This is a genomic window from Pseudodesulfovibrio piezophilus C1TLV30 (assembly GCF_000341895.1).
Taxonomy (GTDB): domain Bacteria; phylum Desulfobacterota; class Desulfovibrionia; order Desulfovibrionales; family Desulfovibrionaceae; genus Pseudodesulfovibrio; species Pseudodesulfovibrio piezophilus.
Genome location: NC_020409.1, coordinates 848933 through 874645, shown reverse-complemented (window position 1 = coordinate 874645; position 25713 = coordinate 848933). Strand labels below are relative to the sequence as shown.

24 protein-coding genes, 2 tRNA genes and 1 riboswitch are annotated in these 25713 nt (G+C 49.0%); of the genes, 21 read left to right on the top strand and 5 right to left on the bottom strand.

Features of this window, described 5'->3' with window-relative positions; translation table 11 throughout:
• Positions 1 to 4: 4 nt before the first annotated feature.
• The 3 genes from priA (at position 5) to BN4_RS04270 (ending at position 4297) form a co-directional block, all read left to right on the top strand.
• Positions 5 to 2368 carry a replication restart helicase PriA gene (gene priA, locus BN4_RS04280; protein WP_015414125.1) on the top strand — a complete coding sequence of 788 codons (2364 nt, stop codon included), beginning with the start codon at positions 5 to 7 and terminating at the stop codon, positions 2366 to 2368.
• 71 nt (positions 2369 to 2439) lie between these two features.
• Positions 2440 to 2946 carry an OmpH family outer membrane protein gene (locus BN4_RS04275; RefSeq protein WP_015414124.1) on the top strand — a complete coding sequence of 169 codons (507 nt, stop codon included), beginning with the start codon at positions 2440 to 2442 and terminating at the stop codon, positions 2944 to 2946.
• A gap of 13 nt (positions 2947 to 2959) precedes the next feature.
• Positions 2960 to 4297 carry an SH3 domain-containing protein gene (locus tag BN4_RS04270; protein ID WP_015414123.1) on the top strand — a complete coding sequence of 446 codons (1338 nt, stop codon included), beginning with the start codon at positions 2960 to 2962 and terminating at the stop codon, positions 4295 to 4297.
• Between the two features lie 71 nt (positions 4298 to 4368).
• Here the strand turns inward: BN4_RS04270 and BN4_RS04265 are convergent, their stop codons facing one another.
• Positions 4369 to 4809 (bottom strand): hypothetical protein, encoded by a 441-nt coding sequence (locus BN4_RS04265; RefSeq protein ID WP_015414122.1) that lies wholly within the window; start codon positions 4807 to 4809, stop codon positions 4369 to 4371.
• A gap of 227 nt (positions 4810 to 5036) precedes the next feature.
• A riboswitch (TPP riboswitch) is annotated at positions 5037 to 5139 on the top strand.
• Positions 5140 to 5224: 85 nt separating this feature from the next.
• On the opposite strand from BN4_RS04265, the gene thiS reads away from it, so the two are divergent.
• The 7 genes from thiS (at position 5225) to BN4_RS17025 (ending at position 12752) form a co-directional block, all read left to right on the top strand.
• Positions 5225 to 5425 carry a sulfur carrier protein ThiS gene (thiS, locus tag BN4_RS04260; protein WP_015414121.1) on the top strand — a complete coding sequence of 67 codons (201 nt, stop codon included), beginning with the start codon at positions 5225 to 5227 and terminating at the stop codon, positions 5423 to 5425.
• Between the two features lie 11 nt (positions 5426 to 5436).
• A complete protein-coding gene (locus tag BN4_RS04255) occupies positions 5437 to 6213 on the top strand; it encodes a thiazole synthase (RefSeq protein WP_015414120.1) in 777 nt (258 codons plus the stop codon).
• Between the two features lie 4 nt (positions 6214 to 6217).
• Positions 6218 to 7348 carry a 2-iminoacetate synthase ThiH gene (gene thiH, locus BN4_RS04250; RefSeq protein WP_015414119.1) on the top strand — a complete coding sequence of 377 codons (1131 nt, stop codon included), beginning with the start codon at positions 6218 to 6220 and terminating at the stop codon, positions 7346 to 7348.
• Positions 7345 to 7974 carry a sulfur carrier protein ThiS adenylyltransferase ThiF gene (thiF, locus tag BN4_RS04245; protein WP_015414118.1) on the top strand — a complete coding sequence of 210 codons (630 nt, stop codon included), beginning with the start codon at positions 7345 to 7347 and terminating at the stop codon, positions 7972 to 7974. Before thiH ends, thiF begins: the two co-directional genes overlap by 4 nt.
• Positions 7974 to 8624: a thiamine phosphate synthase gene (gene thiE, locus BN4_RS04240; protein ID WP_015414117.1), complete on the top strand. Its 651-nt coding sequence runs from the start codon at positions 7974 to 7976 to the stop codon at positions 8622 to 8624. The genes thiF and thiE overlap by 1 nt, the downstream gene beginning before the upstream one ends.
• Positions 8625 to 8634: 10 nt before the next feature.
• Complete coding sequence (gene thiC, locus BN4_RS04235; protein ID WP_015414116.1) at positions 8635 to 9939, top strand: phosphomethylpyrimidine synthase ThiC; 1305 nt, start codon at positions 8635 to 8637, stop codon at positions 9937 to 9939.
• Positions 9940 to 10223: 284 nt separating this feature from the next.
• Complete coding sequence (locus tag BN4_RS17025) at positions 10224 to 12752, top strand: PAS domain S-box protein (RefSeq protein WP_015414115.1); 2529 nt, start codon at positions 10224 to 10226, stop codon at positions 12750 to 12752.
• A 105-nt stretch (positions 12753 to 12857) separates the two neighbouring features.
• Here the strand turns inward: BN4_RS17025 and BN4_RS04225 are convergent.
• Both BN4_RS04225 and BN4_RS04220 read right to left on the bottom strand, forming a co-directional pair.
• Positions 12858 to 12933 (bottom strand) — tRNA-Met (locus tag BN4_RS04225).
• A gap of 200 nt (positions 12934 to 13133) precedes the next feature.
• A tRNA-Met gene (locus tag BN4_RS04220) sits at positions 13134 to 13209 on the bottom strand.
• A gap of 155 nt (positions 13210 to 13364) precedes the next feature.
• On the opposite strand from BN4_RS04220, the gene BN4_RS04215 reads away from it, so the two are divergent.
• Positions 13365 to 14087, top strand: a complete 723-nt coding sequence (locus tag BN4_RS04215; RefSeq protein ID WP_015414114.1) for a glycosyltransferase family 2 protein — start codon at positions 13365 to 13367, stop codon at positions 14085 to 14087.
• Positions 14088 to 14337: 250 nt separating this feature from the next.
• Positions 14338 to 15066, top strand: coding sequence for a TVP38/TMEM64 family protein (locus BN4_RS04205; RefSeq protein WP_015414112.1), 729 nt, complete (start codon positions 14338 to 14340; stop codon positions 15064 to 15066).
• Between the two features lie 5 nt (positions 15067 to 15071).
• On the opposite strand, the gene BN4_RS04200 is transcribed toward BN4_RS04205, so the two are convergent.
• The gene (locus BN4_RS04200) at positions 15072 to 15656 is read right to left on the bottom strand and encodes a phosphatase PAP2 family protein (protein ID WP_015414111.1); all 585 of its coding nucleotides are present in this window, start codon (positions 15654 to 15656) and stop codon (positions 15072 to 15074) included.
• A 106-nt stretch (positions 15657 to 15762) separates the two neighbouring features.
• Here BN4_RS04200 and BN4_RS04195 point away from each other — a divergent pair, with 106 nt between their 5' ends.
• The 3 genes from BN4_RS04195 (at position 15763) to BN4_RS04185 (ending at position 19445) form a co-directional block, all read left to right on the top strand.
• Positions 15763 to 16896: a glycosyltransferase family 4 protein gene (locus BN4_RS04195; RefSeq protein ID WP_015414110.1), complete on the top strand. Its 1134-nt coding sequence runs from the start codon at positions 15763 to 15765 to the stop codon at positions 16894 to 16896.
• Complete coding sequence (locus tag BN4_RS04190; protein ID WP_015414109.1) at positions 16897 to 17889, top strand: glycosyltransferase family 4 protein; 993 nt, start codon at positions 16897 to 16899, stop codon at positions 17887 to 17889. It abuts the gene before it with no gap.
• 98 nt (positions 17890 to 17987) lie between these two features.
• On the top strand, positions 17988 to 19445 hold the full coding sequence (locus tag BN4_RS04185; RefSeq protein ID WP_015413747.1) for an IS1182 family transposase: 1458 nt from the start codon (positions 17988 to 17990) through the stop codon (positions 19443 to 19445).
• A gap of 95 nt (positions 19446 to 19540) precedes the next feature.
• Here the strand turns inward: BN4_RS04185 and BN4_RS04180 are convergent, their stop codons facing one another.
• A complete protein-coding gene (locus BN4_RS04180; protein WP_015414108.1) occupies positions 19541 to 20491 on the bottom strand; it encodes a UDP-glucuronic acid decarboxylase family protein in 951 nt (316 codons plus the stop codon).
• Positions 20492 to 20686: 195 nt separating this feature from the next.
• Here BN4_RS04180 and BN4_RS04175 point away from each other — a divergent pair, with 195 nt between their 5' ends.
• The 6 genes from BN4_RS04175 to BN4_RS04150 all read left to right on the top strand — a co-directional run bounded on the left by BN4_RS04175 (position 20687) and on the right by BN4_RS04150 (position 25708).
• Positions 20687 to 21385 carry a 2-phosphosulfolactate phosphatase gene (locus BN4_RS04175; RefSeq protein WP_015414107.1) on the top strand — a complete coding sequence of 233 codons (699 nt, stop codon included), beginning with the start codon at positions 20687 to 20689 and terminating at the stop codon, positions 21383 to 21385.
• Between the two features lie 17 nt (positions 21386 to 21402).
• Positions 21403 to 22740 carry a two-component system response regulator gene (locus tag BN4_RS04170; RefSeq protein WP_015414106.1) on the top strand — a complete coding sequence of 446 codons (1338 nt, stop codon included), beginning with the start codon at positions 21403 to 21405 and terminating at the stop codon, positions 22738 to 22740.
• Between the two features lie 321 nt (positions 22741 to 23061).
• Positions 23062 to 23439, top strand: a complete 378-nt coding sequence (locus BN4_RS04165; protein WP_015414105.1) for an NADH-quinone oxidoreductase subunit A — start codon at positions 23062 to 23064, stop codon at positions 23437 to 23439.
• Positions 23418 to 23963: an NADH-quinone oxidoreductase subunit B gene (locus BN4_RS04160; protein WP_015414104.1), complete on the top strand. Its 546-nt coding sequence runs from the start codon at positions 23418 to 23420 to the stop codon at positions 23961 to 23963. The genes BN4_RS04165 and BN4_RS04160 overlap by 22 nt, the downstream gene beginning before the upstream one ends.
• A gap of 3 nt (positions 23964 to 23966) precedes the next feature.
• A complete protein-coding gene (locus BN4_RS04155) occupies positions 23967 to 24494 on the top strand; it encodes an NADH-quinone oxidoreductase subunit C (protein WP_015414103.1) in 528 nt (175 codons plus the stop codon).
• Positions 24495 to 24535: 41 nt separating this feature from the next.
• Positions 24536 to 25708, top strand: a complete 1173-nt coding sequence (locus BN4_RS04150) for an NADH-quinone oxidoreductase subunit D (RefSeq protein WP_015414102.1) — start codon at positions 24536 to 24538, stop codon at positions 25706 to 25708.
• Positions 25709 to 25713: the final 5 nt, after the last annotated feature.

Here is a 25713-nt window from a genome sequence, read left to right as displayed (position 1 = left end):
CATTATGGCCGACCTTTGGCAGGTTACGCTCGTCAGTCCACCGTATCAGGTTTTGACTTACGAGCGACCTTCTTTTTTCCCTGATTTGCAGGCCGGACAGCGTGTGATAGTCCCCCTTGGGCGATCTCATCGCATGGGTGTCGTCATGGGGTCATGCTCCTCTGCACCAGAAGGTATTTCCCTGAAACCGCTCATATGGCCATTGGAATTGGCTCCACTTCTGGATGCCGATTATTTGGATATGGCCGAGAATCTGGGCGCACGTCAGATGGCAAGTGTCGGGAGAATCCTTGAGATTCTTCTTCCCCGTGGTTTGCGTACGGCAGCAGTGACCTTTCGAGTCGATAAGCATGTGTCGGAACGGAAACTTCCCGGAACGGTTCGTCCTTCGGAACTGGCCCGTTTTGGAACGGAAGATATCAATGCCTTGATGACCTTGTGGTTGGATGGCCGAATGCGTGTTCGCATTAATGCCCAACGGGAAGCCGAGGAACGGTTTGTTTCGCTTGTTTCCGATCCGCCATGGGCTGTTCGCCCCAACGCCAAACGGCAGATTCGTATCCTCGAACATCTTCTTGATAATGGGCCTCAGTCACTCTTTGCCCTTAAGCATTCCCTTGGAGAATGGGCGCCTGATATTGCGGCAAAGATGGAGGGACGCGGCTTGGTCGCTCTGGGAGAACTGACAGCTGACACCATGGATGAGATTGACGGAAGTAGAACCTGTGATCTGATGGAATCTCCAGTCTATGACCTAACTTCGGAGCAACAGGTTGCCATTCAGGAGATGGAAGTATCTTTTTCCAAAGGGGGCGGGGCACATCTTGTTTACGGAGTGACTGGGAGCGGAAAAACCGTTGTTTATCTGGAGATGGTGGAACGGTGCCTGAAACAGGGACGCTCTGTTATCTTGCTCGCCCCGGAAGTCGCACTCGCCTGCAAGCTCTATCGAAATGTCACTGAGCACTTTCCGGGACAGCAGGTTGTCTTTCACCATGGATATCAAAGCCCCAGGAAGCGTGAAATGACTTTCACCGACCTGGCAGGTGAGACGGCTCCTGTGATTGTTGTCGGCACTCGATCCGCTCTTTTTTTGCCGTTAGGCAATCTAGGCATGGTTATTATGGACGAAGAGCATGATGAGTCATTCAAGCAGGAAGATCGCCTCGCTTATCATGCCAAGGAAGTCGCATGGTACCGGGTGGAAAAGTCGGGCGGGCTTCTTGTCCTTGGCTCGGCGACGCCGGATATCAAGACGTTTCAAGCAGCGGCCACGGGAGCTATACCGGTTTCCACTCTTAAGGAGCGAGTTGGGGACTCTGTTCTCCCGGAAGTTGAGCTTGTTGATATTGCTGAATTAACGAATTCGAAACAGGCCTTTGCCCCTCGGACTATTGAAGCGCTCAAGGAGACTGTGAAGTCTGGAAAACAGGCCATTGTGATGCTCAATCGTCGGGGATATGCGCCTCTGATGTATTGTCTGGATTGTGGTGAGACTGTTCGGTGCCCCGAGTGTGAGGTCGGTATGACTTATCACAAGGGCAGACAGCGGGTTGTGTGTCATTATTGTGGGATGTCCTATCATTATCCCATGCTTTGTTCCAAGTGCGGAGGGGGAAATTTCCTGCCTATGGGAGAAGGGACTGAGCGGTTGGAAGAATATTTGAGCGAGACATTGCCGGAAGGGACGAAAGTCCTCCGTCTGGACAGAGATGCAACCCGGCGGCAAGAACGTATGGAAGAGATTCTCGATGCATTCGGACGAGGAGATGCACAGGTTTTGGTCGGGACACAGATGATCTCCAAGGGGCACCATTTTCCCAATGTCACATTGGTAACTGTGGTCGATGGGGATTTAGGGTTGAATTTGCCTGATTACAGATCCTCCGAGCGGACTTTTCAGCTTTTGGTTCAGGTCGCAGGGCGGGCCGGTCGAGGAACAACTCCGGGCAAAGTGCTTATTCAGACACGAAATCCCGGGCATCCCATTTGGAATGAAGTTTTGGGGGGAGACTATCGAGGTTTTTTTGAGCGGGAAATCGGGCGGCGAAAGATGTTTAAATATCCCCCTTTTTCAAGGTTGGCATTGATCCGTATAAGCTACCCTTCGGATTATGGTGATGGACAAGCCTCTCTTTCTCTTTTTACGCGCATTATAAAGCAGCAGGCTACCAATTTGGGTATTATGGCCCTTGGTCCTGCTCCTGCTCCTCTCTCCATGTTACGAGGGCGGTTGCGCTTCAATTGTTTGCTGAAAGGAGATGATTGGGGAAAATTGCGGACTTTATACGCCCATGTAGCCCAAAGTAATCCCAATCCAGGGAAAATTCGTACCGCTCTTGACCTGGACCCGTTAACCACGCTGTAACTCGTCTCGACAACATCTGTGCTTTATGGCTAGAGTAGAAAATACTGATGAGGATAAAAAGGGTTATCATAATGAAATTATTTAAAATATGTCTTTTTTTGTTTTGTATTTTCTTGATCGTTCCCATTGCTGCGGCGCAAAGCTCCAAGGTCGGTTTTGTCAACCCGCAGCGGATAATCAGTGAGTCCCGGATTGGGCAGATAGCTCAGGAAGACCTCGCTCATTTGGGAAAGGAGAAAGATCGTCGGGTACGTGAGGCGCTTCATGACGTTGAGGTGCTCAAGAAAAAACTGGAAAGTGATACTTTGTCTGTGGCAGAGCAACAATCTCTTGAACAGTCACTCCGGTTGTCTGCCCGTTCATATGAACAGATAGTGGAGATGAGCAATACGGACATTCAGGCTGAAGAGCGTCACCTCATTCGGTTTATCATGCATAGGGCAGATTCATTACTGCAAGCCATTGCTCAGGAAGGCGGATTTACCATGATCCTCACAGACCCGGAGGTTATTGGGTATGTTGATAATTCTATGGACATTACCGATCGTGTTATTCGTGAACTCAACTCCATGCTCTAGAGGCTGACTCCCTATGCGAAAATATTATATTGTGACGATACTGACTTTGAGTGTTGCATTGCTGACTGTTTCTTCGGCTCTGGCTTTTGGTGAAATTCGTTTTCCAGATCGTCCTCTCAACCTTCGGAAATCCCGTTCGGCAAAGGCTGAATGGGTTGGCAGTTTATATCCTGGACAGATGGTGCGTGTCGCCTTCCTGAAAGATGGCTGGGTTGCAGTTTTTGAACCTGGCGAAAGCAACGCCAGTGAAGATGCGGCTGTAGGATACTCCAATGTCAAGTTCTTGAAGACGGAGCAGACTCGGGTCGAGCCGAAGGCGTGGGGAACACTGATGAAAACCACGCAAAAGCTCAATGTTCGTTCTCAACCATCTACTCGGGGGGCGAAGGTGACGCTTCTTGATATCGGCGAAACCGTGAAAATTGATTTTCCCGATGACGAGTGGGTAATGGTTTTTGCCCCGGATGCGACGATTCGTTCTCAAATGAACGGCATAGGCTATGCAAGTAGTGAATATATGGAACCTGCTGGGAGTACAGGAGTGACAACTCCTGGCCCTGCCAAATCCGAGAATCGGACTCGTGTCAAAGTGACTCCCCCGAGAGAAATAGAGAAGACAGTTTCCAGCAAAGAGGAAAAGGGTATCTCGCAACCAGATGAAACACCATCGGGCATATGGGGCAAGGTCGTGACTGTTCAACGTAAAGTAAATATTCGTGAGCAGAGAACGACTGGGGCCCGCTATGTTCGGACTGTGCAGCCTGGCGAAAGGGTTCGCGTGGATTTTTTAAAAAACGGTTGGTACGCTGTTTTTGCAGAAAATGAACCTCTTCGTATGGAAAAAAGAGCCATGGGCTATGCATTGCAAAGTCTTTTGGAGAGCGGATCGGAATCCAATCGTCACGAGGGCAGTCCTCGCGGATCATCAGCTAAAGTAGAGACTCGAAAAGCTGTAGCCGGGGAATCGGTTGCCGCGACGAGAAAAAGTATGGTGATAGACCGGACTCGCTTTTCGGGAGCCAAGCGTCCTGATCCGATAGCTGATAAAACTATACATGGCTATCAGTATCGTTTGCTTGAAAAATCTGAGGCTCGACGATATGGGGAATCCTGGATTACGCTCAAGGTCTTCCTTTCCTCCTCGACGCTGCCAAGTTCTGCCGGCTTGACGGATTTTGCGACGACTTTATGGAAAGAACACAGAAGAGCCACCAAGAATCTAGCCGTGTTTATTTATCTTCCCGGCATGGATACTGATGACCTTGCATATGGAGTTGTCCAGTTCAGCGATGAAAAAATGCTTGAAAAGTGGGTACGGAAAACCACTTTGCTCGGCACCAAGTTTCTCTAAGGCTTCACCGGTGAGGATAAGACAATAAGAAACGCAGCAATATGCTGCGTTTTTTATTGTCTTAATAATGATTACCCCAACTCTCGTTCAAGAAAGAGCGGGATAGTCTTTTTTACTGTTGACCGGGCTTCAGATTTCTTCTTGGGTGGAGATGAATCTTCCCGCGGGAGAATGTAAAGGCTGTTGCAGCTTTGGCACTCCCAGTGATTGTCGCGTTCCTGTAAGTGGACCAGAAGGCCGTCTCGATCGTAACATACCTGACAGAAAGGTCCTTTTCTTTCTCCATCATCATTGAGCCAGTACTTCTGACCATCAAACTGTACCTTGTCCGCCAGATCAAGGACATTTGCCACTTCGGAGAGTTGGAGTTTCAGTGCCTCGTTTTCCTCGCACACTGCGAGAAATTCGTCCTGGAGACTTTTCATGAGCGCTTCCGCTTCAGCATGCTTTCCTTCTTGGCAGAGAGTGAGAGCTCGCTTGAATCCGGTGGCCTGGAATATGCTCGAGAACATGAATATTTCCCCCGTTATAATTCAGTCACGGAACTATTATCGTCTGACTTTTTCAGAAACTTTAGGTTATAAGTGACGTAAGATGGAAAAAAGATATTTCTTGGTACTCTCTGCTGTCTTTTGTTTATCATTACATATTGTTGTCAGGGGCAATTGATTGCAAAGCGATTTTTCAAGGGGAAAGTGCAGTGACAGTGCTTTACATGGAGAATAGTTTGACATAGGGTTCACTGAGCTAGGGGTGCCCGATGCGGGCTGAGATGGCAATGCGCCTGACCCTTTGAACCTGATGCGGATAATACCGCCGTAGGGAAGCTGCATACTTTCTGTTATGGAATAATTGCACGCTTGCCCCTCTTGGCAAGCGTTTTTTTTTGGGTGAAGCCACGGTCCGTTTCGTGGCAAGGAGTTGGTCATGGATATCGTGATGAATGGCAAGAATGTCGAAGTAGCGGGCTCCGCGAGTCTTCTGGATCTTCTGGAGCTCAATGGAATTGACTCCGACACGGTGGTCATTGAGTTGAACGGGCAGATCATTCCGTCTGTTGAATTCGATTCAGTCGAACTCAACAACGGTGATCACCTTGAAGTCCTCCGCTTTGTCGGTGGAGGCTAGGAGAAGCAAGCATGAGCGAAGACATCTTTAAAATCGGCGGCCTTGAATTCAAAAGCCGCTTGTTTATCGGCACAGGAAAATACGCGGATGACTTCATTATTCCATCCGTATGCGACGCTTCCGGCGCCCAAGTCATTACCGTGGCGCTGCGGCGTGTGGATATGGAATCTCAAACCGCTAATGTCATGAGCTGTATTCCTGAGCACATGCAACTGCTTCCGAATACTTCCGGTGCAAGGACAGCTGAAGAAGCCGTTCGTATAGCCCGACTGGCTCGTGCCATGGGATGTGGAGACTGGATTAAGATCGAGGTCATCTCGGACAACAAGTATTTGTTGCCTGATGGATATGAGACAGCCAAAGCCACTGAAATCCTCGCCAAGGAAGGTTTTATAGTGCTGCCTTATGTCAATGCCGACCTGTATGTGGCGCGTTCACTTGTTGATGCCGGTGCTGCCGCGGTTATGCCGCTTGGTGCACCTATTGGAAGCAATCGTGGTCTCAAGACCAAGGAAATGGTTCGCATCCTTATAGATGAGATCAATGTGCCGATTGTTGTGGATGCAGGCATCGGGCGACCTTCCGAAGCGTGCGAAGCCATGGAAATGGGTGCTGATGCCTGTCTTGTCAATACTGCGATTGCCACAGCCAGTGATCCTGTCATGATGGCCCGTGCTTTTGGGCGTGCTGTGACGGCTGGACGTGAAGCATATCTTTCTGGACCGGGAGCGCGGCAAAGAGAGGCGATTGCTTCCTCTCCGTTGACCGGTTTCCTTGGTGAGGAGTAATGCCATGAGTTATTATCCTCTATGCAGGGAATTGGAAGAAGCTTCTCTGGAAGAACAATTTGCAGCTGTAACTGAAGCTGATGTGCTCCGAGCTATTGCAAAAAAACATTGTACTCCAGGTGACTTCCTGGCTCTGATGAGCCCGACCGCAGCACCGTTTATTGAGGACATGGCTCGTAAGGCGAATACCCTGACTGCGCAGAACTTCGGACGGACTATTCAGCTCTTCACTCCGTTGTATCTATCCAATTATTGTTCCAATCATTGCGTCTATTGTGGTTTCAATGCCAAAAACGTGATTCCCAGGAGTCAACTGACCGCTGAGCAGTTGGAGGTGGAGGCCAAGGCCATTGCCGCGACGGGCCTTCGGCACCTTCTGATTTTAACGGGTGAATCTCGGGTCAAGGCTTCTCCCGAGTATCTTGAGGAGTGTGTTACACTTTTACGAAACCACTTCCCTTCGGTGTCTATCGAGATTTATGCCATGACACTGGAAGAATACACAAGGCTTGTCGAAGTCGGTGTGGATGGATTGACCCTTTTTCAGGAGACATACGACGAGGATTTGTACGATACTTTACATCCTCGTGGGCCTAAGAAGGATTTTCGATTCCGCCTTGATGCTCCGGAGCGGGGGTGCCAGGCGGGGATGCGTGTGGTGAATATCGGTGCGCTTCTCGGTCTGGGAGATTGGAGAAAAGATGCATTGCAGACAGGGATGCATGCAGCGTATCTCATGGATAATTATCCGGATGTGGATATATCGGTTTCATTGCCGCGTATGCGCCCTCATGCAGGTGAGTTCCAGCCTACAACTCTCGTCTCTGATCGGGAAATGGTCCAATTGATGCTTGCCATGCGTCTCTTTCTTCCTCGCCTCGGTATTACTATTTCTACCCGCGAAAGCCCGGATTTCAGGGAAAACCTTCTGCCTCTTGGCGTGACCAAGATGTCTGCCGGAGTTTCTACTGCCGTGGGAGGACATACTCAGGATTGTGACAAGGTCGGTCAGTTCGACATTAGTGACGACCGTTCTGTCGAGCAGATGTGTGCCATGCTCAAGAGTCATGGATATCAGCCGGTTTTTAAAGATTGGGAACCCTTTGACAGGAATGTTTCAGGAGGCGCGGCATGAACAGGACAGAGCAGGGTATAGCGTTGTACCTGGGAGAAGATCGTTTACGTTTTCTCCAAGTCCGTACAATCGGCATAGCCGGAGTGGGCGGACTCGGGTCCAATTGTGCCATGCATCTTGTCCGGAGTGGATTCAAGCGGTTTGTTCTTATCGATTTTGATCGCGTGGATGAATCCAACCTGAATCGGCAGGCCTATGGTATCGACCAGATAGGACAGCTCAAAGTGATGGCTCTTTCCAAGAATATGCTGGCAGTCAATCCGGATCTCGATCTTGATGTAAGGACTCTGACTCTGGCCCCGGATAATATGGAATCCGCATTCATGGACTGTGATGTTGTCATCGAGGCACTTGATGACCCCATGTTCAAGAAGGCTCTGGTAGAGGCATACCTGCCGACCGACAAGCTTGTGGTGACGGCCTCCGGCATCGGGGGAACGGGAAATACCGACGCTCTTGTGACACGAAAAGTGCGGGAAAACTTCTACATGATAGGTGACATGCAGACAGAGTGCTCCATGGAAAATCCCCCCCTCTCACCGAAAGTCGCCATTGCCGCAGCCAAACAGGCAGACGTAGTTCTCAATCATTATCTTGAAAAGTTCATAGTCGAAGGAGGCAAGTGATGGGTCGGGAATTCTCACGGCACACGATTCTGGATACTGATCTCTATTGTTTGACAGCGGAAAAGTTTTCTCTGGACCGTTCGAATCTTGATGTGGTCAAGGCGATGTTGGAAAGTGGTGTCTCCTTGATTCAGTATCGGGAAAAAGAGAAAAAAAGTGGTGAAAAATATCAGGAATGTCTTGCAATTCGCCAGATGACACGCGATGCGGGGGCCGCATTTATCGTTAATGACGATATTGACCTCGCTTTGATGGTGGAGGCGGATGGCGTTCATATAGGACAGGAGGATTTTCCTGTTCAGGCAGTCAGAAACATTGTCGGCGAGAAGATGGCCATAGGCTTGTCAACACATTCACCGGAAGAGGCTCGTGAAGCCGTACGGTGTGGAGCCGATTATATCGGTGTGGGGCCGATCTTCAAGACATTCACCAAAGATGACGTGGTTGACCCCGTCGGTTTTGAGTATCTGGAATATGTTGTCGGCAATGTCGACATTCCGTTTGTCGCTATCGGCGGCATTAAGGAACACAACGTGGCTGAAGTGGTCAGGCGCGGCGCTCGCTGCGTTGCCATTGTCACTGAAATCGTCGGGTCTGAGGATATCGGCGGGACAATCAATGCACTGCGTCAAAAGATGCAGCATGCTTAAGGAGAAAAGAATGGAATATACGACTCAAATGGATGCCGCTCGCAAAGGCATTGTCACACCCCAGATGGAGACCGTGGCCCGTAAGGAAAATATGCGTGTGGAAGACTTGATGGAACGCATGGCCAAAGGAACCGTCATTATCCCGGCAAACAAGAACCATACTAGTCTTGATGCTGAAGGTGTTGGCGAGGGAATGCGTACCAAGCTCAATGTTAATCTTGGTATCTCCAAGGATTGTTGCGATATCGAACCTGAAATGGACAAAGTGCGCGCTGCTTTAGATCTCAAGGCTGAGGCTATCATGGACTTGAGCTGCTTTGGAAAGACCCAGGAATTCCGGCAACGTCTGGTGGAAATCTCTCCGGCTATGATTGGCACGGTTCCTATTTATGATGCAGTTGGGTTTTATGACAAGAATCTTCAGGATATCACTGTTGACGAGTTTTTCGACGTTGTCAGAAAGCACGTTCAGGACGGTGTGGACTTCTTGACCATTCACTGCGGGCTGAACCGGCATACTGCCGACAAGGTCAAACAGGGCGGGCGTCTGACCAATATCGTTTCCCGTGGTGGCTCACTTCTGTTTACCTGGATGGAAATCAATCAGGCCGAGAACCCTTTTTATGAGCATTATGACCGTCTGCTTGATATTTGTGAAGAGTATGATGTCACACTGAGTCTTGGTGATGGATGTCGTCCTGGTTGTCTGCACGATGCGACTGACGCCTGTCAGGTTGAAGAGTTGATTACGCTGGGTGAGTTGACCAAGCGTGCTTGGGAGCGCAATGTTCAGGTTATGATCGAAGGTCCGGGTCATATGGCCATGAATGAGATTGCGGGGAACATGATGATGGAAAAACGTTTGTGCCATGGTGCGCCATTTTATGTCCTCGGCCCGTTAGTGACAGATGTTGCGCCCGGTTACGATCATATTACCGCTGCAATCGGTGGCGCAATCGCTGCCATGTCCGGTGCTGATTTTCTGTGCTATGTCACCCCGGCAGAGCACCTGCGCCTGCCCACGCTTGACGATATGAAAGAGGGGATTATCGCAACACGTATCGCTGCCCATGCTGCAGACGTTGCCAAGGGATACCCTGGGGCGAGGGATTGGGATGACTCCATGTCCAAGGCTCGTGCAGCACTGGATTGGGAAGAAATGTTCAATCTCGCCATGGACCCGGTCAAACCGCGTGAATACCGTGAGTCCTCCAAGCCGGAGCATGAAGATTCCTGTACCATGTGTGGAAAAATGTGCGCAGTGCGTAACATGAATCGTGTTCTGGAAGGCAAGGATATCCAACTCGACGATTAGTATTGTCCATTTGGTCTTTGTATTGCTCCGGCATCCGCAAGGTGTGCCGGAGCTTTTTTTTATCGGTTATTCCAAGGGGCTGTCAGTTTACTCCTTTTTAATTCTCAGAGTATTATTCGAGGAGGCCCAGAGAGATATAATTGTCCGGTCAATATGACTCGACTAGGATCAGAATTGTTCATCGTACGTCTTGGCGGATTTGTTGCTCTCTTTGGAGTCCGCTTTATGACAATGTCGTTCCTCAATGCCGGAGATGGACTTCGTGTTCGGTTGCAGGATTATACATGAAGGTCGGGCTTATGATTCAAGGCGTGGATCTTTTTTTTTCTCTCTTCAATAATCTCGCGCTTTTTATCGCGCTTGTCGTTTTGTATAGATTCATTCATGAGCAGTTCTCTGCCTGGCCCTCGTCCGGGCGACAGATTGTAATGGGGATTGTGTTCGGGTTCTTTGCCATCGGCTGCATGTATGAAAAAATTCCGGTCTACGAAGGGGTGATCGTCGATCAAAGGAATGCGGTTATTGCGCTGAGCGGTGCCTTTGGTGGACCTGTGTCCGCTTTGATCAGTGGAATGCTTGCGGGCGGCTTCCGAGTGTACCTTGGTGGCGGCGGGGTTTTGGCTGGAGTGGTCGGTGTTGCTCTTGCGGCATTTGCCGGTGTTGTGATCAATCTCTTTTTCCGACCTTTTTCCAGTTTGCCGAGGGCGTTTTATTTCGCTTTTTTTGCCTCTGTGCTCATTGTGCCGGGATTCCTTTTTGTTCAGGATTTCAAGACTGGGTGGCTCCTGACACAGGCCATCGCCTTGCCTTATGGGGTTGCCATTTTTTGTGGCATATTTGTGGTTGGTTTGTTGTTAAATAGTCAGGAGGGGCAGGCCGAACTGGATACTCTCTTTCGCGAAAGCGAACAACAATACCGAGGGCTGGTGGAAAGCTCGGAAGATCTTATCGTGAACGTGGATAGGCAAGCCCGATTTTCCTTTGTTAATCATATGGCAGCCATGGTTCTTGGGTGTTCGCCAGGAGAAAGTGTGGGGCGCTCTGTTTTTGATTTTGTTCTTCGTGAAGATCGACGAAAAACTCGGGAATGGTTTGAAGAGTGCATTGAAAGGAATGTCCGTCAGGCCAAATTGGAAAATCGTTTGGTCAATATGAAGAACCAAAGTTATCGAGTTGTCATGTGGTCCTGTTCGTTCCACTATGACGATCAAGGTGTTTTTCTGGGGTTAGGTGGCATCGCCCGAGATATTACGGAACGCAAGAGAGTGATGGAGGAATTTCGTCGGGAGGCAGCCAGACGGAGAGCCTTGATGGATACTGCCACTGACGGTATCGTCATTATCAATCAGGAACATTGCATTATTGATGCGAACAAGGCCTTTGCTCAGATGCTTGGCTATGAGCTGCATGAGGTTCTTGGTATGTATACTTGGGAATGGGAAGCCGTGATGACAGAAGGGGATACTCGTCATATCTTCAAGGATTTTTCCAAGGTGCACACCACATTTGAAACCCAACATAGACGTAAGGACGGGACCGCATTTGATGTTGAAGTCAGTGTCGGAGGGACGACCATTGATCATGATTCCTATATCATAGCGATCAGCCGGGATATATCAAAGCGAAAAGTTATGGAGGATCACCTGGTTCAGGCAAAGGAGCAGGCGGAAACAGCCAGCCATGCCAAGTCTATTTTCTTGGCCAATATGAGCCATGAAATTCGAACTCCATTAAATGGGCTTGTGGGGATGCTCCACCTTTTGCGATCATCGGAGCCGACTGAAAAACAGTTGGAATATGTGGATATCGCCCTTAACTCCAGCACCAGGCTAAATCGGCTTTTATCCGATATCCTTGATCTGTCAAAAGTTGAGGTCGGCAAGATTCAGGTCGTGAAGGAACCTTTTGATTTCAAGGATGTCATGGTCGGGCTGGCACATCTTTTTCAGCCTGTGGCAAAGCAACAGGGCGTGGAATTTTCTCTAAATCTTGATTCGGATATTCCAGCCGTACTCTTGGGCGACTCAACGCGACTTCAGCAATTGCTCAGTAATATAGTGGGTAATTCTATTAAATTCACGGAAAATGGTACAATTAAATTGGATGCACGGTTGCTCCCTCGGTGCCCTGCGGATAAAACCTGTTTGCTGTTCTCAATCGAAGATACAGGAATCGGCATTCCCGACGAGATGGTTGGTGTTCTTTTCGAACCGTTTACTCAGGTCGAGGGAAGTTACCAACGTAATTTTCAGGGTGCCGGGCTGGGGCTGTCAATAGTGAAGGGGCTTGTCTCGCTGATGGGAGGAACCATCTCTCTGGAAAGTGAAGTGGGTGAGGGGACGACCACATACCTTTCCATACCTTTTGAAACTGATCAGGCTGCATCTGTCTCACGTGAAAAGGTCAAAATGGTGGAGGCTGAAGGCGCGGATTTGACTTTGGCGCATGCTGTGCTTTTGGCGGATGATGATCGGGTCAGTGGTTTGTCCGCTAAATGGCAGATGGAAAAGATGGGATGTACCGTTACATTGGTTACCAATGGAGAGCTTGCATTGGAAGCTCTCTCCAAATCTGATTTTGATATGGTTGTGCTTGATATTCAGATGCCGGTTCTTGATGGCCTGGAGACCGCCAGAGCCATTCGAGGAGGTGATGTCGGGTTGGATAAAGCTGATATTCCTATCGTGGCACTGACAGCATACGCCATGACCGGGGACAGGGAAAAATTTCTTGAGGCCGGTATGGATGATTATCTGACCAAACCCATGGAGCCGGATGAATTGAAAGGGATATTTGTCGCCCTCTTAAATTAAGTCACGGGCAGAGCAAACAGCAGTGTCATGAATATCTCTCTCACTTGTGAAGAGAAAAATAAAAAAGCCGATTACATCGTTTGATGTAATCGGCTGATTTTCTAGTGGTAGCGGGGAGAGGACTTGAACCTCTGACCTTCGGGTTATGAGCCCGACGAGCTACCAACTGCTCCACCCCGCGACACGTGAGAGCTGTTTCTATGGGGTGAATTTGATTTTGTCAATCAAAAGTAGTGAAATTAAAAAAAATGTGAGAGTTATTTATGATCAATGAAAAGGAGGAGTGAAGGTTCTCTTCTTTCATGATCAGTTATTGAGGATCAGAGAATGCACACAAAAAAAACCGGCGACATCATTCGATGCAACCGGTTGATTTTCTAGTGGTAGCGGGGAGAGGACTTGAACCTCTGGCCTTCGGGTTATGAGCCCGACGAGCTACCAACTGCTCCACCCCGCGACACGTGAGAGCTGTTTCTATGGGGTGCCCCAGCTTTTGTCAATTGCTTTTTAAAAATAGTTTAAAAAAAATCAGGAGAGTATTTTGCATTCATTTCCCAGATTGGGAGTCTGACTGTTTACAACTTCCTTCAAATTCCGTAATTCATCTCGCATATGAAAAACAACGACAAATTCTCAGTGGTACTGCCGGTCTTCAATGAGCAGGACAACATCAAAGCGTTGTTCAATGAATTGAAACAGGCCGTGGATATCACAGGCAGGCAGTGGGAAGCCGTCTTCGTGGACGACTGTAGTACGGACGACAGTTTGTCCATAATTCGTTCTCTTGCAGATCAGCATGATGAAATTCGTTATGTGGCTTTTGCAGAGAACTGTGGACAGTCAGCCGCTTTTTGCGCCGGTTTCGATGCCGCGGAAAGTGACATCGTCGTGACAATGGATGCCGATCTGCAAAATGATCCGGCGGATATACCAAATATGCTGGCTCTTTTTGGTGATGGCTGTGAGATGGTCATTGGGTGGCGGGTCAAACGGAAGGATACTTTCATTAAGCGTATTTCTTCTCGTATAGCCAATGCCATCCGGGATGCCATCGTGGATGATGGTGTCAAAGATACTGGGTGTTCGCTCAAAATAATGCGCAGGGATATGCTTTTGAAGTTGCCTCGATTCAAGAATATGCATAGATATTTTCCCATTCTCATGAAGATGCAGGGTGCGAGGATCAAGGAAGTCAAGGTCAACCATCGCGAGCGTGGAGCAGGGGTGTCGAAATACGGAACCCTTGATCGCGCCATGGCTGGTATTTATGATCTTATAGGCGTCGGTTGGCTTATCAAGCGACATATCGGCTATAGCGTGAAAGAAGAAAAGTAACTCATGCAATTGCCTGCCTATTGGTGGCTTCTGGCCCTCGCGACCGTTTTGCAGGGGGCCTTTTTCGTGCGATTGTGCCTTGTGCGCATGAAGCGAAAGACAGTACATTCTTTTTCGCGTGCGACGATGTTTGTGCTGTTTGTTTCGTGCGGCTCGGGACTTGTGTATGCAGTGGTCCAGAGTGACCCCCTTTTTTTTCTCGGGCAGGCCTGTCTTCTTTATCTCTACTCTCGGATGCAGCAACAGAAATATGACGAAAACAATAAGCAGTGAAAAGAGAGGCGGTGTCAAAGCCGTTGTCAAAGGGCTGGTCATGGTGGCCGGACTGGGATTAATCGTTTATCTGGGCCGTTCTTTCGGGCTTGGGGATATGCTCAAGAATACGGAGTGGTTTAATGATCATATAATTGGCCATGGTCCGTTGGCTTTTCTGATTTTTATTGTTGTCGGGGCGGTTCTGTCGGCTGCGGGCCTTCCGCGTCAATTGGTTGGATTTCTCGGTGGTTTTGCTTTCGGCATTGTTGGTGGGACGATCCTGTCTACCATCGGCTCCGGACTTGGATGCGCCTTGGCCTCGTGCTATGCACGATGGGGAGGGCGGGATCTTGTTGCAAGAAAGCTTGGTCCCCGTATCAGTCGACTTGATGGATTTCTCCGTCATAAGCCATTCAGGACAGCCCTTGCCATTCGCTTTTTTCCTCTCGGGAGCAATGTCTTGACCAATCTTGCTGCTGGAATAAGTTCAATTCCATTGATACCCTTTATTCTCGGTTCAACTTTGGGCTATATTCCGCAAAATTTTATTTTCGCTCTTTTTGGTGCAGGGATGAAAGAAGAGTCAACTCTTGGCGTGGCGTTGTCGCTGGGCATGGCAGTGATGCTCTTTCTTGCCTCAATCTGGCTTGGAATGGCAATTTTTCGGAGCTATAAAAAAGAAGCAACGGCAGCAGGACTTGTCTCTTCCGAAAAGGATGCCTAGCTCTTTCAAAGCCGGACTCTCTGGCTCAGAGCTCGCCAGATCAACCAGACTGAGACTGCCACAATGGCACCCATCAGCCATCCGGCCAATATATCTGTCGGGTAATGTTTGCCGAGATATATTCGTGAATAGCCCACAGCTGCCGGGAGAAGCAAAGGCCATTTTTTCACGGCAGGCCAGAAAACAATGGTCAGAAGTGCCAGGCACATGGTGTTTGCCGCATGAGCGGAAGGATATGATCTTCCTGTTATCTTGGTGCGGCTGAATTCAGGCGCGCGTTGACGCCATTCTCCATCTTCCCGATAGTGTGTCTCGGCTATGGAATTGTACGGCCGGACACGGTTTACCTGTTTTTTGACCAGATTGGTCGAGAAATCTGATACCCCCACTGCCGCAATCAAAATGAGGAAGAGAAGAACATTCTTTTTCCCTCCCCACACTGCCAGGAATGCCAAGATAATTGCCAGAATTATTATGAGGACTGTCATGGACGACAGAATGGGCATGATGCCATCAAAGAGGCCGCAACGAAGGTGTTGGTTGATGAGTACGAACAGGTGTAGATCAAATGATGGGGTCAGAAAAAACATGGGACTCCTTGATGGTATGAAACTTCCGGACTCATAACGCTCTTTGTTTTTCCGTGCAAGAACTCCGCCTTGTCAAAGTCGTCAATATCGTTCACAAGGTATGCCTATGGCGACATTTGATAAAAAAAGGCGTTTGGCTGTGACCATGCCCCGCTTCAGTAAATATGGCGGCGCAGAATCCTTTGCGTGGAGGCTTTCTGAAGCCTTGGCAGCTCGTGGGCACGAGGTGGATTTCATCTGCGGCCGCGTGGAGACGGAACCACCTGCGGGAGTGACTCCTGTCGTTGTCGGCCGTTTTGGCGGTTTGCGACTTTTCAAGGTTCTCTGGTTTGCCCTCATGGCCGACCGTTGTGTGCGCAAAAAAAAATATGATTTGGTTTTTGGTATGGCGAATACGATCAACCAGGATATTTTGCGTATCGGCGGGGGGCCTATCTCTGTTTTCTGGCGTCTTTCACAGCAGGCTTGGCCTGCGGGATTCCCCCGTTGGTTTAAAATGTTTCGGCGTCGGCTATCACCTGTCAACTGGCTCATTCACTGGCTTGACGCACAGCGCATGCATCGCACACCGCGGATTGTGACTGTTTCACATTTTGTACGGGATCTGATCGTCGAGGCTCATCCTTATCGCGCCCCTGATTCCATAGACGTCATATACAACAGGCCGGACTTGAGTCGGTTTTCCCATCCTTCAGAAGAAGAGCGGACGTCACTTCGTGCTGAATTGGATATTTCGACTGACAATGTGGTGATCGGCACTGCCGCAACCAATTTTGCCCTCAAAGGTATCGCGCCACTCCTGCATGTTTTGGCAGGATTGCCGGAAAACCACGTTTTGCATGTGGCCGGAGGGCGGAAACCTGATAAATATCTCCGCCTTGCACGGGAGCTTGGCGTGGAGCACAGGGTTCGTTTTCTTGGGCGAGTCGATGATATGCAGTGTTTTTATCGGCGGATAGATATTTTTATTTTGGCGAGCTTTTACGATGCCTGTTCTAATGCAGTGCTTGAAGCGTTGGCCTGCGGATGCCGGGTTGCGTCAAGTGCCCTTAACGGGAGTGCATATTTTCTGCCCAAAAAGTGGATTTTCCCCGATCCTGCAGATGTTTCAGCCATGACAGAGCTTCTTGAACGGATGTCAGTCGAAGACCGCCCAACGCCTTTTGAATGGCCTACGGATATTGAAATAGGTCTTGAACCATATATAAAAATGATCGAAAATACGATTTCAAATAAATAAATGAAAATTATGTTTCTCATCCCTCAGGGGATGCAGAATTCCCATGCGCAATTTCGTGTGCTGCCCTTGATAGCACATGAATTTGGGGATGCTGCTGATATGTTTTATAAGGAAATTCCCAAGAATCCGATTCGCCGGTATTCTTTTTTTAGCCGACTACCCCACGCAGACGTGATTGTTATTCATCGAGAGTTGGTCTCCGCTTTTGAGTTGGGAGGTATTCGTCGGTTATGTGAAGTCCTGGTTTTCGATTGTTCGGAAGCAGTCTGGGCAATGCCTGGAGAGAGTCTCAATAGGTTGGGCGCAGCCCGGAAGCTGGCAAAAAGGCAACGTCGCTTCGAACGCCTTTGTCAACAGGCGGATATCGGTGTTGCCGATAATTCCAGACTTGCAAAAGAAATGTCAGGACTATGCGAAAGAGTCCATACTGTTCCCACGGCTATTGACTCAAACCTTTACTGTCCGGGAACCGGAGGCAAGAGGGGAGGCGTCACATTAGTCGGCTGGGTAGAGACTGTGGGGGATCTTTCTGCGTTCAAAAGCACTTTGGCACAGCTTGAAATGCATGCAGGTCAGATTCAGTTTTCAATTGTTTCCCGTAAACAATATATAGGCCCAGGGCGTGAGTATTCCTTTTGGGCTGCATGGTCGCAGGAGAATGAACCCATGAAACTCCAGGCCATGGATATCGGTCTGCTTCCCGTGGTCAATGATGACTTCGGCGAGGGAGGGTGTACCTTGAATATATTGAAGTACATGGCCAGTGGTGTTGCTGTTGTCGCTTCGGATATTGGTGTTCATAGTGAAATGGTGGAACATGGTGTGAACGGATTTCTTGTTCGGGAGACCGGGGACTGGGAAAAATACGTCATGATGTTGGCCAATGACAAAGTTCTGCGAGCGCGTTTGGCAGAAGCGGGGCGGCAAAAGGCTGTGGAGATGTTTTCATTGAGGGAATACAGAGAGCGATACCGCACGGTGCTCGCTTTTTGAGAAGACGAAGACGCATAAAAAAGCCGTTTCTTTCTGAAACGGCTTCAGACTGCTGACAAACCCTCGCCTTTTGGCGAGGGTTTTCTTATACTGTTTTTATGCTGAAAACGCCTAAAGACCAACAAGTAAAGATGGAGTTTGTTTCGATCAATGACCTGGTCCCACAAAACCATCTTCTTCGAAAAATTGCCAAAGTCATAGACTTTTCCTTCATCCGCAAACGCACCAAGGAGCTGTACTGCGAAGACAATGGACGACCAGCCATTGACCCGGTAGTGCTCTTCAAAATGCTGTTTATTGGCTACCTGTTCGGAATCCGTAGCGAGCGACAACTCGTGAGAGAGATCGAGGTCAACATGGCTTATCGATGGTTCCTCGGATTTGGCTTGCAGGACAAGATTCCCAATGCCTCGACCCTCAGCCAGAACAGGCGGCGCAGGTTTAATGGAACCAGCGTTGCCCAAGACATTTTTGATGGGATCGTAGTTCAGGCCATGCACAAGAATCTTGTTGGTGGGCATACGCTTTACACCGACTCAACTCATCTCAAGGCCAATGCGAACAAGAATAAATACAAGGAAAAGCAGGTCAGTAAAAGCACAAAATCCTACCTCGGCGAACTCGATGAAGCCGTGGAGGAAGATCGACGTGAGCATGGCAAAAAGCCGCTAAAAGTACGATCTGTCGAGCCTGAAGAAAAGCAGATCAAGCAAAGTACGACCGACCCTGAAAGCGGTTATATGGTCCGAGAAGGTAAGCCCAAAGGCTTCTTTTATCTGGATCATCGCACGGTAGACAGCCGCTGCAACATTATCACCGACAGCCATGTGACCTCGGCGGCCTTGCACGATAGCGTGCCGTATCTGGAAAGGCTAGAAAGGCAGATTGATCGGTTCGATTTTTCAGTGAAAAACGTAGGACTTGATGCCGGATATTTCACACCACATATATGCAAGGCGCTGATAGAAAAAGATATTTATGGCGTCATTGGCTATCGTCGGCCACCTCGTCGCAAAGGAATGCTCCCCAAACGACTGTACCAATACCAGCCTGAAACCGATTGTTATATCTGCCCAGAAGGTCAAAAACTTCACTATGTGACAACGAACCGAGAAGGGTATCGACAGTACGCTTCTTCGCCAGAACAGTGTCAATCCTGTCGACGACTTGGAGAATGTACGACGAGCAGAACTCACAAAAAGACAATCAGTCGGCATGTTTGGCAGAACCATAAAGACTTGATCGATCAGCACCGCCTCAGCGAGTATGGAAAGCGGGTTTACGTCCGGCGAAAAGAGACCGTTGAACGCAGCTTTGCCGATGCGAAAGAATTGCATGGGCATCGCTATGCCCGCTTCCGAGGCTTGTCTAAAGTGCAAGAGCAAAGTCTGCTTTCCTCCGCCTGCCAGAATATGAAGAAAATGGCTATGATGCTGGTTCCAACAGGCATTTTGCATGCAATATTGTCATCATTTTTACGTCATTTCCGCTTAAGAGCCCTTTCAGGTGGTTCTTTCACGACAACAACCCAACAAAACAACCTTTTGGCGACGTGATAAAAAATCGAAGCATGAGAAAACCCCACTTTCAAAAAAAAGTGGGGTTTGTCAGCGATCTGAAGCCGTTTCTTTCTGAAACGGCTTTTTTATGTCTAAAGGTTTTTCAAATAGGTGTCGAAATATTCAATGGTTTTAGTGAGTCCTTCTCGAAGTGTGATCTGCGGATTCCAGTGTATGTTTTTTTGAGCCAACGAAATGTCTGGTTTGCGTTGCATGGGATCGTCAGCTGGAAGATCTTTGTGGATGATTCTGGATTGGCTTCCAACCATGTTAGTGATGGTTTGTGCCAGTTCGAGAATCGTGAATTCACCAGGATTACCGAGGTTCATCGGCCCCGTGAAAGTGTCCGGGGTTTTCTCCATGAATCCAATGATGCCATCGACAAGATCATCGACATAGCAAAAGCTGCGAGTCTGTTCTCCTTTGCCATAGATGGTAATATCCTGTCCGCGCAGAGCCTGGACTACGAAGTTTGAAATCACACGACCGTCGTCCATAGCCATTCTGGGACCGTAGGTATTAAAGATGCGGCCCACTTTGATTCGTAGATTGTGTTGTCGATTATAATCGAAGAAGAGGGTTTCAGCACAACGTTTGCCTTCATCGTAGCAGGAGCGGACCCCTATAGGGTTGACGTTGCCCCAATAGTCTTCGGTTTGAGGGTGTATTTCAGGGTCGCCATAAACTTCACTTGTCGAAGCCTGAAAAATTTTGGCCTTGATGCGTTTTGCCAGGCCAAGCATATTGATGGCTCCGTGAACGCTGGTCTTGGTGGTCTGTACCGGATCGTATTGGTAGTGTACTGGAGATGCCGGGCATGCAAGGTTGTAGATTTCATCCACTTCAATGTAGAGCGGAAAAGTTACATCATGTCGGATTATCTCAAAATAAGGATTGCCCATGAGGTGGAGAATATTCTCCTTTCTGCCTGTAAAAAAATTGTCAACGCATATGACTTCCCTGCCCATGGAGAGAAGGCGTTCGCAGATGTGGGAACCGAGGAAACCCGAACCACCAGTGACGAGAACACGTTTTTTCTTCATGATGGTGAATTTGCAAAAATGTTTCGTTTTGTCAATATACTGTGAAGAATGATTCTGTACTCGGAATGATTGAAAAGATGTATTTATACCAATACAACTGGTTGTGAATGGTGAAAGGAAAAGGCTGCAAACGGTTGACGTCGCACCGGGAGCGTGAGACGTAGACTATAAATTTTATCTACGTAGGTTATATAAATGGTTGTCAATGTTGTTGAGTGTTTTGGGGGAGTTCGCCGGGCAAAAGGGTTGGTGGTCATCATTGATGTCTTCAGGGCTTTTTCTCTGGCCTGTTATGCCGTGGAAAATGGTGCTACGGATTACCTTGCCGTTGGTGATGTCGAGCTTGCAAGAAATCTGGCAGCAGAGACAAACGGTATTCTCGTCGGAGAAAGGGATTGTGTTCGCATAGAAGGGTTCGATTATGGTAATTCTCCTGCTGAAATCGAGCATGTTGATTTTACCGGCAGGACAATGATTCATACCACCAGTGCCGGGACACAGGGATTAGTGGGTGTTGCTGATGCCGATGAAGTTCTTACTGGCGCTTTTGTCAATGCTTCAGCGCTGGTGGAATATATCAAAGCGAGAAAACCGGATGTTGTAACCCTGGTTGCCATGGGCTCCGGCGGGGTGATGAGAGCGCAGGAAGATATGATGTGTGCTATGTATTTGAAAAATGAATTGGAAGGGTATCCGAACAGTTTCGAAACGCTGAAAACGTTTCTGGAAGGTGTGGATAGTGCTGAAAAGTTTTTCGATCCCAGCAAGGAGTTTGCTCCGGAGAGGGATTTTGAATTGTGCATGGCCCTTGATCGATTTGATTTCGTGTTGAAAGCGACACCTCACGAAGATGGTGGCGTGAGGCTCGAACCAATACATGTCCCAACGGCTTAGGGTGATGAGGTGGCGTGATGACACAGATGCAAAAGGTTCTCATAGTTGATGACTCGCAGACCAATCTTGCCCTGCTGAACCATATGCTGGCTCAGGAAGGGTGCGATATTGTCCAGGCAAAGAGCGGGATCGAAGCGATAGAGTTGGTGAGACATACCAATTTTGCCCTGATTTTACTGGATATCCAGATGCCGGGCATGAACGGTTATGAGACCGCCTTGAAGATCAAGGAATTTGATAAGGGGAGGCATGTCCCGATCATTTTCATCACAGCCATTTTTCAGGATGAGGACAATGTCAGGCAGGGATATGAAACCGGAGCTGTTGATTATCTATTTCGACCAGTTGATGTCGAGACCCTCAAAAGCAAAGTTCAGGTTTTTCTTCAGCTCAATGAGCAGAAAATGTTACTTGAACGGGAGATTGATCAACGCAGAAAGTCAGAACACGCCTTAGGGGTTGCCGAGGAAAAATACAGATCAATCTTTGAGCGTGCTGTAGAAGGTATTTTTCAGGCTACGGTCACAGGCGTGCTTTCCGAGGTGAATCCGGCGATGGTCCGATTATTCGGATACGACTCTGCGGATGAAATGGTTGGTGTCGAAGCCATGCGGCAACATCTCATGATTGATGCTGATGAACGCGAAGAATATATCAAGGTTCTCAAAAGGGATGGCTTTGTTTCCAATTTTGAATTTCGCGCCAGAAAAAAAGATGGTGAAATTATTTGGTGCTCCGAAAGTTCCCGGCTGGTTACCCTGGAAGGAAAAGAGACGGAGTTCATCGAAGGTGTTTTGGAAGACGTCACTAAGCGTAAGTTGAATGAAATGGAATTGAAGCACCTTGCCACAGTCGACAGTCTGACGGGGGTGCCCAATCGTCATCTCTTTTTTGACAGAGCGGAACACGCCCTGGCTCATGCAAAACGGTACGGAACCAAGGTCGCTGTTCTCTTTGTCGATCTCAACGATTTTAAACGGGTCAACGACACCTATGGACATCAAACAGGGGATGAACTGTTACGTATGGTGGCCGAGCGATTGATGCGCAGAACCCGTGAAACCGACACACTTGCGCGTTTGGGGGGCGATGAGTTCGGAGTTCTTCTGACTAACCTGGAAGATCCTGAGTCCGCAGTATTCGTCTCCGGCAATCTTCTTGAGGTGATGGATTCGCCATTTATCATTCAGGGAGAATCCATCAAGGTCGGTGCGACCGTCGGGATCAGCTATTATCCGGATGATGGCAAGGATTGCGTTACCTTGATCAGCCGGGCAGATGCAGCCATGTATGGGGCTAAAAAACGCGGTGGTGTCAGATTTGGCACTTTCAAGGATTGTGGCGTCCCGAAATAGCCATTAAATCATAACCGGATTGTCACCATTTTAAAGTGCCTCGTGTATACGGGGCGCTTTTTTTATTGGTGGGTTGTGTGAAATTAAGTACATGGATGGCGTAGCTCGGGAGTGTAGGGTTTTCGGGGGTTGCAAGACTCTAGACTTACTCTAGACGCAAAGCAGAGTGAATGAAAAAGCAGACTTAGAAGGTCGGACATTAGAGAAAAAAAGAGCGATGTACTTGACTTGGTCCTTTTAAAAAGGCATGAGGGGCAGTAACCTCTAGGAGTAAGTTTTACCTATGAGGGCGTAGCAAAATTACTGCCAAAGGACTTGGGTATGGTTTTTAGCTGGCTGCACTTTGCAATGATTCTTTTTTTGCTCGCTGGGCTTCTTTTTGCCTGCGGGCCGTTGATTTTGGCCGCGCTGTTTGCCCCGAAAGCTCGGGGAGGGGACATTGGAATGCCGTATGAATGCGGTATGGTCCCTTACGGCAGCTCATGGGCACGATGGGGGGTATCGTATTATGTATATGCCCTGATCTTCCTCGCCTTTGACGTGGATGTCCTTTATCTGTTTCCCGTTTCCACGGCGTATACTGACGCTGCGGGCTGGATTCCCTTTGTAAAGGTTTTCATCTTTCTGTCATTCCTTATTCTTTCCGTCGTCTATTTTTGGGCGAAAGGGGTGTTTACATGGCCGCGCAGGATTCAGTAGTTCCCAATGATTATTTGACGGCCGGGCATCACCGCCTGGACCCGCCTATCGTCAATGTTCAGCTGGCGCAGGATATTTTTGATGTCTGCCGCTCCATGTCCCTATGGCCCATGACCTTCGGCCTGGCGTGCTGTGCCATCGAAATGATGGCAACAGGGATGGCCCGTTTTGATATGGCGCGTTTCGGGGCCGAAGTCTTTCGGCCATCGCCGCGTCAATCAGATGTGATGATCGTTGCCGGAACTGTCACCAAGAAGATGGCACCGGCGGTTGTCCGCTTATATGAGCAGATGCCTGGTCCCAAGTGGGTTATTGCAATGGGGAACTGTGCCATTTCTGGTGGCCCGTTCAAAATAAAGGACAATTATAACGTGATTGAGGGAGTGGATACACTCATTCCTGTTGACGTGTATGTCCCGGGCTGTCCGCCGAGACCGGAAGGACTTCTGGAGGGATTCTTCCAATTGCAGCGGCTGATTACCGGAAAGCGTTGGTGGCCTGTGGCTGCCAAGGTGGAGGGGTAAGTCATGTTACAAGTACTTGCAGATATCCCGACACAATGTGTGTCAATGCAGGATAGGGAAACGACAGGACATGTCTGGTCGATTTTTCTTGCTCCGAATCAAATCCTCAAGGCAGCGCAGAAACTGTATGAGGCCGAGTATGCCCTCGAAGATGTCCTGGCATTGGACTTTGAAGAGGGCTTTTTAGTGCTCTATCACTTCAACCGATGGACCGTTGACGAGCGGGTGACATTGCGTGTGCTGGTCTCCGGAGCGACTCCCTCGCTGCCTTCCATAGCAGGGGTTTTTCAGGGGGCAGAATGGCACGAGCGGGAAGTCCGTGACTTTCACGGAATTCACTTCGAAGGCAATCCGAATCTCGTGCCGTTGTTGATGCCTGCCGAGGCTGTGGATGTTCATCCACTCGTCAAGACTGCGAAGGTGCGTCAATCCATCAAGGATCTCCTGAACCTTGGCGAGATTATCTCGTGTACCAGGGAAATTGAAGAATTGTTTGCGGAAGCAGAGGCCGAGGACGCCTCTGATGCGTAGGCCGGGGCCACCGGTCGGTATATAAACCGGACTAAAAGTTTATGTCGGCTTACCAAAATATGGAACAGATGGCGGGTGATTTCTACACCCGCAAGTTCGAGGCCGGAAAGCAGGACGGAACCCTGATCATTAATATGGGTCCGCAGCACCCGTCGACACACGGCGTGCTGAGGATCGTGATTGAGGTTGACGGCGAATACATTGTCCGCGCCGAACCCGTACTGGGTTACCTGCACCGCATGCATGAAAAAATGGGCGAAACACAAACCTGGGGAGGCTTTATCCCCAATATGGGCCGTGTCGATTATGGGCACCCCATGGCATGGAACTGGGCTTATGTCGGCGCAGTGGAAAAATTGATGGGCATTGAAGTGCCGGAACGCGCAGAATATCTGCGCGTGATTATGACCGAATTCAACCGCCTTACTTCACATTTGCTCTGGTGGGGGGCGTATATTCTCGATCTCGGTGCGTTTACACCGATTATGTATGCGTTTGATGATCGTGAGATGATTCTTGATATCCTGCAACGACCATCGGCTTCCCGCTTGACGTATTCAAACTTTCGGGTTGGCGGCGTGCAGATGGATTTCGATGACAAATGTCTTGAATTGATGAAGGCATTCATTCCGCATTTTCGGGAACGGTTGCCGATGTATCACGATCTTGTCACCGAGAATCTCATTCTCAGACGACGCATCGAAGGGGTCGGTATTATTGATAAGGATATGTGCCAACGTTACGGCTGTAGCGGCCCTGTCCTCCGTGGTGCAGGGGTGTGTTCGGATGTTCGCAAGGACGAACCGTATTCCATTTATGATCGGTTTGATTTTGATATCCCGACACAGCAGTCGGCGTGTTCGGCTGGCCGGTATCATGTCCGAGTCGCGGAAATGGAACAATCTCTGCGCATTATTGAGCAGGCATTGGAACAACTTGATGGGGCTGAAGGAAAACACATCATGGACAAGGCTCCCAAGCCTTCCATGAAACCACCGGCAGGGGAAGCTTATTGCACAGTTGAAGGTGGTCGTGGAAAGATCGGTGTCTATGTGGCCTCTGATGGAAGCAAGATTCCCTATCGCGTCAAATTGCGCGCTCCGGGGTTCTCCAACATGCATGCTTTTGCCGAGGCGGCAACAGGCACCATCTTGGCTGATGCAGTCGCCATTTTGGGCAGCCTTGACCTGATTATCCCGGAAATCGACAGGTAGGGTGG

Excerpts from the sequence above, each read along its gene's own strand:
- BN4_RS04195 (WP_015414110.1), top strand. The coding sequence starts at position 15,763 with ATGGCGACATTTGATAAAAAAAGGCGTTTGGCTGTGACCATGCCCCGC.
- BN4_RS04190 (WP_015414109.1), top strand. The coding sequence starts at position 16,897 with ATGAAAATTATGTTTCTCATCCCTCAGGGGATGCAGAATTCCCATGCG.
- BN4_RS04200 (WP_015414111.1), bottom strand. The coding sequence starts at position 15,656 with ATGTTTTTTCTGACCCCATCATTTGATCTACACCTGTTCGTACTCATC.
- BN4_RS04170 (WP_015414106.1), top strand. The coding sequence starts at position 21,403 with ATGACACAGATGCAAAAGGTTCTCATAGTTGATGACTCGCAGACCAAT.
- BN4_RS04160 (WP_015414104.1), top strand. The coding sequence starts at position 23,418 with ATGGCCGCGCAGGATTCAGTAGTTCCCAATGATTATTTGACGGCCGGG.
- BN4_RS04270 (WP_015414123.1), top strand. The coding sequence starts at position 2,960 with ATGCGAAAATATTATATTGTGACGATACTGACTTTGAGTGTTGCATTG.
- BN4_RS04275 (WP_015414124.1), top strand. The coding sequence starts at position 2,440 with ATGAAATTATTTAAAATATGTCTTTTTTTGTTTTGTATTTTCTTGATC.
- thiS (WP_015414121.1), top strand. The coding sequence starts at position 5,225 with ATGGATATCGTGATGAATGGCAAGAATGTCGAAGTAGCGGGCTCCGCG.
- BN4_RS04165 (WP_015414105.1), top strand. The coding sequence starts at position 23,062 with ATGGTTTTTAGCTGGCTGCACTTTGCAATGATTCTTTTTTTGCTCGCT.
- thiF (WP_015414118.1), top strand. The coding sequence starts at position 7,345 with ATGAACAGGACAGAGCAGGGTATAGCGTTGTACCTGGGAGAAGATCGT.
- BN4_RS04150 (WP_015414102.1), top strand. The coding sequence starts at position 24,536 with ATGTCGGCTTACCAAAATATGGAACAGATGGCGGGTGATTTCTACACC.
- BN4_RS04180 (WP_015414108.1), bottom strand. The coding sequence starts at position 20,491 with ATGAAGAAAAAACGTGTTCTCGTCACTGGTGGTTCGGGTTTCCTCGGT.
- BN4_RS04155 (WP_015414103.1), top strand. The coding sequence starts at position 23,967 with ATGTTACAAGTACTTGCAGATATCCCGACACAATGTGTGTCAATGCAG.
- BN4_RS04185 (WP_015413747.1), top strand. The coding sequence starts at position 17,988 with ATGCTGAAAACGCCTAAAGACCAACAAGTAAAGATGGAGTTTGTTTCG.
- BN4_RS04205 (WP_015414112.1), top strand. The coding sequence starts at position 14,338 with ATGACGAAAACAATAAGCAGTGAAAAGAGAGGCGGTGTCAAAGCCGTT.
- BN4_RS04215 (WP_015414114.1), top strand. The coding sequence starts at position 13,365 with ATGAAAAACAACGACAAATTCTCAGTGGTACTGCCGGTCTTCAATGAG.
- priA (WP_015414125.1), top strand. The coding sequence starts at position 5 with ATGGCCGACCTTTGGCAGGTTACGCTCGTCAGTCCACCGTATCAGGTT.
- BN4_RS04255 (WP_015414120.1), top strand. The coding sequence starts at position 5,437 with ATGAGCGAAGACATCTTTAAAATCGGCGGCCTTGAATTCAAAAGCCGC.
- thiC (WP_015414116.1), top strand. The coding sequence starts at position 8,635 with ATGGAATATACGACTCAAATGGATGCCGCTCGCAAAGGCATTGTCACA.
- BN4_RS17025 (WP_015414115.1), top strand. The coding sequence starts at position 10,224 with ATGAAGGTCGGGCTTATGATTCAAGGCGTGGATCTTTTTTTTTCTCTC.
- BN4_RS04265 (WP_015414122.1), bottom strand. The coding sequence starts at position 4,809 with ATGTTCTCGAGCATATTCCAGGCCACCGGATTCAAGCGAGCTCTCACT.
- thiH (WP_015414119.1), top strand. The coding sequence starts at position 6,218 with ATGAGTTATTATCCTCTATGCAGGGAATTGGAAGAAGCTTCTCTGGAA.
- BN4_RS04175 (WP_015414107.1), top strand. The coding sequence starts at position 20,687 with ATGGTTGTCAATGTTGTTGAGTGTTTTGGGGGAGTTCGCCGGGCAAAA.
- thiE (WP_015414117.1), top strand. The coding sequence starts at position 7,974 with ATGGGTCGGGAATTCTCACGGCACACGATTCTGGATACTGATCTCTAT.